This is a genomic window from Pauljensenia sp. 20925_1_25 (genome assembly GCF_041433955.1).
Classification (GTDB): domain Bacteria; phylum Actinomycetota; class Actinomycetes; order Actinomycetales; family Actinomycetaceae; genus Pauljensenia.
This window is the reverse complement of record NZ_JAPWCL010000034.1, coordinates 1-7,839: the sequence shown is the minus strand read 5'-3', so window position 1 is coordinate 7,839 and position 7,839 is coordinate 1. Positions and strand designations below refer to the sequence as shown.

Below are 7,839 nucleotides of genomic sequence, written 5' to 3'. Positions count from 1 at the left end.
GGGTTCACGTGCGGGACGCGTTGGAGTCCAAGTCGTTGTCGCGCGCGGATGATCCGTCACAAATCATGGGGTAGCCGCACACGCCCACGATGCTTCAGTATTTACATAAGCGAGGCATGCACAACCACCTGTAACCGTGACTTTCCCACACCAGCAAGTCGACAAGTCACTACACCAGCAACACGTAGTGTCCTCAACACCAATAGCCGACGCGGCCTCGCCACCTCCGAGACGAGCTACCGCACGGAGGAGATCATCGCCCAAGGGAAGCCAGAATCTGCGTGCGCGGGTAGACCGCGGCGCTCACGAACGTGCCCGGTGCCTCGCACAGCTTCATGAGACCGACGTACGGTTCATCTCCCTCCCCCAGTCGACGCTCCAGCATGACCGAACTAACGCGCACATCCAGGTGCAGACCGTCGGGACTCGTCACCGTCATGTATGCGTACTCTTTGTCCGGCGACTCATCGTTAGTGCGCTCAACCGCACGCGAAACACCGTCGCAAGTCACCGCCTCGTAGCGCACAGGTCCTTGGCGCTGATCCGCTAGCGCGGGGGCTACGTAGGAGTAGGAACGATACGACACAAAGCCGATGATTAGGACGACGATGAGCGCCGGAACACTGACAACGGCCAGGAGAAGCGACGTGTATCGGTCCATCGTCGCTAGGCGACACTCGCGGATGAAGGCCACGGGCCACTCGAGTGAACGTAGAAACAGGGGAACCCAGCCGATCAGGAAGATGATCGGGACCCACATGAAACGAACCCGCCCGTCAAGCGCAACCGCGCCGAGGTCTTGCTTCCACGCGAGCACCCACACACAGACGTAAGCTACGACGACCACGGTCATCAAGACAGCCCACGCAGCCTCAGTTCCGCATCCTTTCGGCTTCCAGCCCTTCGGCGCGGACGCGCTCGGCGGCGGAGAGGTCGGCGGCTGTGGAACATCGACACTCATGCCCGCATCGTATCCCCGAGTTTCTGGCTACTTGCTCGCCCGGGCCTCGGAAATGACGCCCGTACGCGGATAAACGGACACACTCATGCGCATCTCCGGTGACTCGCACGCGCCCAGGATGGTATTGAACGGGCTGCCCTGACGGTCGGTTTCTTTATCGAGATCCACGCGCTTGAAGCGGAAGCTCTGCGAATAACCGTCATCCCCGACCAGCCTGAACTGGAGGTACTTCCAGGACCTGCTCTTCGGTGAGACGCTGCCGTTCCCATCATTGAAGGCCTCGCACGCCACACGCTCGTGGCGCACAGGCCCCTCCCACAGGTCCTGGGCGAGCGTCAGGTGTTGATTCCACGACGGATACACGACGCCGACAAGGATACCGGCGGATATCAGGAAACAAATGATGGCAAGCCGTGGCCGCGGCTTCTTCGCATGCTTTCCCCGCGTGGGCAAACGCCGAACTCTGATGAGATCGCGGATCGCCCAACGCAACGCCGCCCACATGATCGGCAGCCAGATAAGCACGAAGCCGACGGGCAGGACTGCCGCCCCGATCTTGCCTCGCATCGACCAGTCACCCCACGCCTCCCGCCAGTTGGAGGTCCAGATCAGCCAGTACACACCAAGCGCCATCAACCCCAGGACGAAACGCATGAAGCGCTTCGCCGAGTTATCGAGGACCCTGGGGGTGCTCTCGCCGCTCGCGCGCGAGTCCTTCCGAGGATCAGTAACGGTCGTTGAGTTCTGCATGCGTCCATGCTAGTCGAGGCCGCCGCAGGGTCGCCCCGCGCGGCGCAGGTACCCGCACCCCGGGTGCCCGCCCCCACGTAACCCCCGACGCCCACGCAGCCCAGGACCCCTCAGACGCAACAATCAGCCGACAAGACCATCAGCTCACACAAGCACCCGACAATACGCACGACCACGGCAGCCATGGCAACACTCACATCACCATGCAAAACGGGGGGCCGCGCAGACTCAGTCTGCGCGGCCCCCGCAACGAGTAGGATCAGAGCCTCACGGCGTAAGGCATGAGTGAACCCCAGCTATACACGCCGGTCACGCGCACGGGCACACCGAAGGTGGGAGCCTCGATCATCTCGCCGTCGCCCAGGTACAGGGCGACGTGGTAGATGCCGGACTGGGTGCCATCGGAGGACCAGAAGATCAGGTCGCCCGCCTCCATGTCACCGAGGGACACGTGCGTGCCGTAGCCGTACTGCGCGCGCGAGAGGTGTGGCAGGTCCACGCCGGCACTCTCCCATGCGAGCATCGTCAGGCCGGAGCAGTCGACGCCGCCGTAGGATTCGCCACCCCACACGTAGGGCACACCCAGGTAGGTCATGGCCGTGGCAATCGCAGTGGACGCGCCGCCGTAGGAGTAGCTGGGTTCCTCGTCGTCAGGCTCCTCATACACGGGTTCTTCGTACGCGGGCGCGGGCGCGGGCTCCTCCTCAGCGGGCGCAGGGGCGGGCGCTTCTTCAGCGGGTGCGGGGGCGGGCGCTTCTTCAGCGGGTGTGGGAGCGGGCGCTTCCTCAGCGGGTGCAGCCGACGCGTCGGGGGCCGGGGACGAGGCAGGGGCCTCGGGAGTTGCATCGGCCGCGGGAGCAGGGGTGTCGGCGCGGCGCTGGCTGTCGGCGGCGGCGACGGCTGCGGAGGCCTGCTCGGCGGCAGCACGTTCGGCGGCAGTGCGTTCAGCGGCGAGGCTGGCCTCTCGCTGGTTGATCAGGTCGACGGTGGTGTTCTGCTTGGTGGCCAGCTCCTTGACGTAGGCGTCGCGCTGGGCGGCAACGATGTTGGCCTGAGTCTGCGCGTCGGTAGCGGCCTTGTTGGCGGCATCGGTGCGAGCCTGAACCTCGTCGGTGGCCTTCTTCTGGTTATCGAGCGCGGTGTTTGCTGCGTCGCGGGTAACCTTGGCGACTTGTTCGAGGGCGGCGACGTTCTGCATCTTCGCCTCGGCGGACGAGGAGAAGGAGTTGATGCCGACCTTTTTGGTTTCGACGCCACGCAGGCCGTCGGCGTCCAGGTAGGGGGCGATGGCGTCGAGGGACCCACCGCCGTTACGGTAGGTGGCTTGGGCGACGGAGGCGATCTGCTGCTTGCCCTCCTGGAACGCAGCTTCGGCAGCGTCGGCGTCGGCTGAGGCCTTGTTAGCTGTCGCGGTTGCCGCGTTCAGCGCGATCTGGGCTTCGTTGAGGTCTTCGCCGGCAATCTGCGCATTCTGGGTCGCAGTGGCTGCAGTCGCGTTGACTTCGGCCAGTTTGACCTCAATCTCGGCGACACTCATCGAAGCGGCTTCTTCGGCCGCCTTGGCGGCTGCTATTTCCTCCTCGGAGGGAGCCGCTTGTGCCATCTGCGGCAAGATCAGCAGAGCGCTGGCGGCAAAGACCGTCAGGGCCGTGCGGATTGTTCCGCGTTGTCTCATCGTCGTCTCATCTCGTACATGCGTGGGTGGGCGCCCGTAGGCGAGTACTGAAAAGAAGCCTATCCACTTTCATCACGCTTGGCAACAAACACACCAAACTCCACACAGTTCACGTATACACCAATCGCAACATTGGCAACACCAGCACCAGCACCAGCACCAAATTACCCCGCAATCACTGAACAACCTACCCCGAGAGCACCACTCATGTACTCCCTCTCACATTTATAACTCCTTCTTGAATGCCAGCCAACCCGGTTACAAAAGTCCACCATCCGGGACCAACGCGCCATAGCCTCGTCCATGACAAAGAATGGGAACCATGAACCGTCGAATGTGCCGCTGACTGCGCGTCAGCACCAGCGACTGCCGCGCAGTCCCCCGACAGCGGGACGCGCATTGACGCATATTCACTTCACCGCATCTGCGGCCCGCCGGAGGGGAATCAGAGACGACCCACCCCCGACCCCAGGAGCCGCACAATGACCGCCAACGACTGGTCCTTCGAAACCAAGCAGATTCACGCCGGATACGACCTTGATCCCGCCACCGGCGCGACCGCCCTGCCCATCTACCAGACCTCCTCCTACGCTTTCGAGGACACTGCGCAAGCAGCGAGCCGCTTCGCACTGCAGGAGCTGGGTCCCATCTACACGCGCCTGACCAACCCGACGACCGACGGTGTCGCCGCCCGCATCGCGGCCCTCGAGGGAGGCGTCGGCGGCCTCCTCGTCTCCTCCGGTCAGTCCGCGACCGCCCTGTCGATCCTTGCCCTGGCAGTCGCCGGCAACAACGTGGTCGCCTCCCCCTCCCTGTACGGCGGCAGCGTCACCCTGCTGAAGAACACGCTGGGACGCCTGGGCATCGAGGCACGCTTCGTCCCCAACCCGCTCGACCCCGAGGCCTGGCGCGCGCTCGCCGACGACAAGACGGTCGCCTTCTACGGCGAGACCATCCCCAACCCACAGGGCGACATCCTCGACATTGAGCCGATCGCAAAGGTCGCCCACGAGGTCGGCGTGCCCCTCATCGTCGACAACACGGTCGCCACCCCCTACCTGGTGCGCCCGATCGAGTGGGGCGCCGACATCGTCGTTCACTCGGCCACCAAGTACCTGGGCGGCCACGGCACGTCGATCGCAGGTGCGATCGTCGACTCGGGCAACTTCGACTTCGCCTCCCAGCCCGAGCGCTTCCCCCTCTACAACACGCCGGACGAGTCCTACCACGGCCTCGTCTACGCCCGCGACCTGGGCGTGGGCGGCGCGCTGGGCGCGAACCTGGCGTTCCTGCTGCGCATCCAGACGCTCATCAACCGCGACCTCGGCGCCGTCACCTCCCCCTTCAACGCGTTCCTCATTTCGCAGGGCATCGAGACCCTGTCGCTGCGCGTCGAGCGCCACGTCTCCAACGCGCTGGCGGTCGCCCACTTCCTGGAGGCACACCCGGACGTCGAGTCCGTCAACTACGCGGGCCTGGAGTCCTCCCCCTACTACGAGCTGGGCAAGAAGTACGCGCCGCTGGGCACGGGCGGCCTGCTCTCTTTCGTCATTAAGGGCGGGTACGAGGCCGGCCGGGCTTTCGCGGACGGCGTGAAGCTCCTGCCAGTGGTTGCCAACATCGGCGACGCGAAGTCCCTCGTCATCCACCCGGCCTCGACGACGCACTCGCAGCTGACCGAGGAGGAGCTGGCCAAGGCCGGCGTCGCGCCCGGCACGGTGCGCCTGTCGATCGGCCTGGAGAACATCAAGGACATCCTGGCCGACCTGCAGCTCGGCTTCGACGCGGCCCGCGCGGCCACAGCCTAACAGACCCGTCGGCGGCCTCGGGGATACACACTCCTGAGGCTCCGAGGCCGCCACTGTTCTCCCCTCCCCTCCGCCCCCGCGAAAGAAGGCCCCATGAGCCGCCATAATCTGCCCCCCGCTCCCACCTCCGGCGCGTGGCGTGAAGGCGACCCGGTCGCGTTCCGCCAGTTCGCCAACCTGGGTGCCCAGCGCCTCGAAAATGGCTCGATCTTGCCCAGCGTGACCCTGGCCTACGAGACGTGGGGCACCCTGAATGACACCGGCTCGAACGCCGTCTTGATCCTGCACGCGCTCACCGGCGACGCCCACGTGTACGGCGACGCGGCACCCGGCCAGCCGACCCCCGGCTGGTGGGATCAGATCGTGGGTCCGGGACGCATCATCGACACCGAACGCTACTTTGTGGTGGCTGCGAATGTGCTGGGTGGTTGTCAGGGCTCGACCGGCCCGGCTTCGCTGGCGCCGGACGGCGCGCCCTGGGGTTCGCGATTCCCCGTGATCTCTACGCGTGATCAGGTCCGCGCCGAGGCCCTCCTGTCCGACCTGCTCGGCATCACAACGTGGGACATCGTCATCGGCGCCTCCTTGGGCGGCCAGCGCGCCATCGAGTGGGCGGTCACCTATCCGCAGCGCGTGCGCCGCCTCGTCGTCGTAGCCTCAGGCGCGCAGACGACGGCCGATCAGGCGGCGTGGACGCACACGCAGATCCGCGCGATCCAGCTGGATCCGGCGTGGCGTGGCGGAGACTACTACGCGGGTCCCGGCCCCACCGCGGGTCTTGCGCTCGCCCGCCAGATCGCGCACACGACCTACCGCTCCCCCTCCGAGCTGGACGAGCGCTTCGGTCGCATCCCTCAGAACGACGAAGACCCCCTGCATGGCGGTCGCCTGGCGGTCGAGTCCTACCTGGACTACCACGGCGAGAAGATCGTGCGCCGCTTCGACGCCGGCTCGTACGTGACGCTGTGTCGTACGATGCTCTCTCACGACGTGGGTCGCGACCGTGGCGGCGTCGCACAGGCCCTCAAGGCTGTCACCGCCCGCACGCTTGTCGTCGCGGTGGATTCGGATCGCCTGTTTTTCCCGGAGCAGGTCTGGCAGATGGCGTCGGGCATTCCCGGCGCGTTCTACCGCGAAATTCACTCGGATCACGGCCACGACGGATTCCTCATCGAGCACGACCAGCTCACGTCCCTCCTCAACGAGTTCCTCAACGAGCGCATCCCCTCGCGCGCGTCCTCCTTCGCCTGATCGGCGCTCTTTCTCCGCGAGCCCACCCTTTTTCCGCCTCCTCATCGACGAGGCCGGGGTGGCCTCGCGCGTTATGCTGACCCCATGAGCGTTACCAGCAATCCCACGCCCGATGGCGAGCAGATACCGGACACGAGCGGCCTGCCCAACCTGTCCGGGGTGGATGCCGAGGCCTCGTCTCTGGAGGGGTTCCCCGAGCACGACGTGATGGCCCCCTGGGGCGAGGCTGGCCCTCCCGGGCTTCAGTGGCGTGCCGATATCCTGGGTGAGGGCTACGAATCGCGCACGATTGAGCTGCTCGACGACGCGGAGGGGCCCTGCGTCGCGACCCTCGTGCGCGCGACCCCGCCCGAGAGCACCCACGTGACGGTCCTGTACCTGCACGGGCGCAACGATTACTTCTTCCAGACGGAGATGGCGGATCGTCTGCGGGAGGCGGGTGCCGCGTTCTACGCGCTCGACATGCGCAAGTACGGGCGTTCTCTGCGTCCCCACCAGACCATCGGATACGCGGACGACCTGTCGGTGTACGACGAGGAGATCGGCGAGGCCATCGAGCTGATCCGTTCCGAGCGCGACGACGAGCCGCTCGTCCTCATGGGGCACTCGACGGGCGGTCTGGTTGCGACCCTGTGGGCGCACCGCCACCCGGGCGTGTTGGCCGGTCTGATCCTGAACTCGGCGTGGCTAGAGATGCAGTCGATGGCGTCCTGGCGCGGGGCGATGGCCCCCGTCATCGGGCGTATCGCGGCGCGCAGCCCCATGTGGGAGGTCGCCACGGGAGGCGCGGGCCACTACGGGCGTTCGCTCGCGGGGCGCGCCTCCTCGGACCTGCCGATCCCCGAGGGGCTCTCGCCTGAGGATCCGTCGATTGTCGGGTGGCCCATCGCCCACGAGTGGAAGCGCCCCGAGTCCTACCCGGTGCCCGCCTCGTGGCTGGAAGCGATCATGGCGGGGCACGAGACGGTCGAGAAGGACGTGCACTTGGAATGCCCGGTCCTGTCGATGGTGTCCACGTCTGCATATTTCGACGAGGCGTGGTGCGAGCGCGCCTTCACCTCCGATACCGTGCTGGATCCGGTCGTGATCGCGCAGCGCAGCCTCGGCCTGTCCGACCTGGTGACGATCGCGCGTTTCCCCGGCAAGCATGACCTAGTCCTGTCGGACGCGCCCGTGCGCGAGGCCGTGTACGCCACGATGCGCGGCTGGCTCGAGGCGTTCGTCGACTAGCGCTCGGGCACCCGTCGCCCACGCACAACGAGGCCGTGGCCGGGTGGACGAGGCCGTGGCTGAGCGGCGGGTCGGCGCGGGGGTTACAGAAGCGGTGTTGCTGCACACAACGAGGGGGAGGCTCGGGATCAGATGATCCCGAGCCTCCCCCGGCAGTCGGCGCG

The 7,839-nt window shown here is 66.2% G+C and carries 6 protein-coding genes; 3 read left to right on the top strand and 3 right to left on the bottom strand.

Features of this window, described 5'->3' with window-relative positions:
- Positions 1 to 253: 253 nt before the first annotated feature.
- From O3932_RS10225 to O3932_RS10215, 3 genes are all read right to left on the bottom strand, one after another.
- A complete protein-coding gene (locus O3932_RS10225) occupies positions 254 to 961 on the bottom strand; it encodes a hypothetical protein (protein ID WP_371538248.1) in 708 nt (235 codons plus the stop codon).
- Positions 962 to 988: 27 nt separating this feature from the next.
- Positions 989 to 1,711, bottom strand: coding sequence for a hypothetical protein (locus O3932_RS10220; protein WP_371538246.1), 723 nt, complete (start codon positions 1,709 to 1,711; stop codon positions 989 to 991).
- A 259-nt stretch (positions 1,712 to 1,970) separates the two neighbouring features.
- Positions 1,971 to 3,386: a C40 family peptidase gene (locus tag O3932_RS10215; protein ID WP_314736325.1), complete on the bottom strand. Its 1,416-nt coding sequence runs from the start codon at positions 3,384 to 3,386 to the stop codon at positions 1,971 to 1,973.
- A gap of 482 nt (positions 3,387 to 3,868) precedes the next feature.
- Between O3932_RS10215 and O3932_RS10210 the strand changes: the two genes are divergently transcribed.
- From O3932_RS10210 to O3932_RS10200, 3 genes are all read left to right on the top strand, one after another.
- A complete protein-coding gene (locus O3932_RS10210) occupies positions 3,869 to 5,194 on the top strand; it encodes an O-acetylhomoserine aminocarboxypropyltransferase/cysteine synthase family protein (RefSeq protein ID WP_371538243.1) in 1,326 nt (441 codons plus the stop codon).
- Positions 5,195 to 5,287: 93 nt separating this feature from the next.
- Complete coding sequence (locus O3932_RS10205) at positions 5,288 to 6,445, top strand: homoserine O-acetyltransferase (protein WP_009649139.1); 1,158 nt, start codon at positions 5,288 to 5,290, stop codon at positions 6,443 to 6,445.
- A gap of 84 nt (positions 6,446 to 6,529) precedes the next feature.
- Positions 6,530 to 7,675: an alpha/beta hydrolase gene (locus tag O3932_RS10200; protein WP_371538240.1), complete on the top strand. Its 1,146-nt coding sequence runs from the start codon at positions 6,530 to 6,532 to the stop codon at positions 7,673 to 7,675.
- Positions 7,676 to 7,839: the final 164 nt, after the last annotated feature.

Excerpts from the sequence above, each read along its gene's own strand:
- O3932_RS10225 (WP_371538248.1), bottom strand. The coding sequence starts at position 961 with ATGAGTGTCGATGTTCCACAGCCGCCGACCTCTCCGCCGCCGAGCGCG.
- O3932_RS10220 (WP_371538246.1), bottom strand. The coding sequence starts at position 1,711 with ATGCAGAACTCAACGACCGTTACTGATCCTCGGAAGGACTCGCGCGCG.
- O3932_RS10215 (WP_314736325.1), bottom strand. The coding sequence starts at position 3,386 with ATGAGACAACGCGGAACAATCCGCACGGCCCTGACGGTCTTTGCCGCC.
- O3932_RS10210 (WP_371538243.1), top strand. The coding sequence starts at position 3,869 with ATGACCGCCAACGACTGGTCCTTCGAAACCAAGCAGATTCACGCCGGA.
- O3932_RS10205 (WP_009649139.1), top strand. The coding sequence starts at position 5,288 with ATGAGCCGCCATAATCTGCCCCCCGCTCCCACCTCCGGCGCGTGGCGT.
- O3932_RS10200 (WP_371538240.1), top strand. The coding sequence starts at position 6,530 with ATGAGCGTTACCAGCAATCCCACGCCCGATGGCGAGCAGATACCGGAC.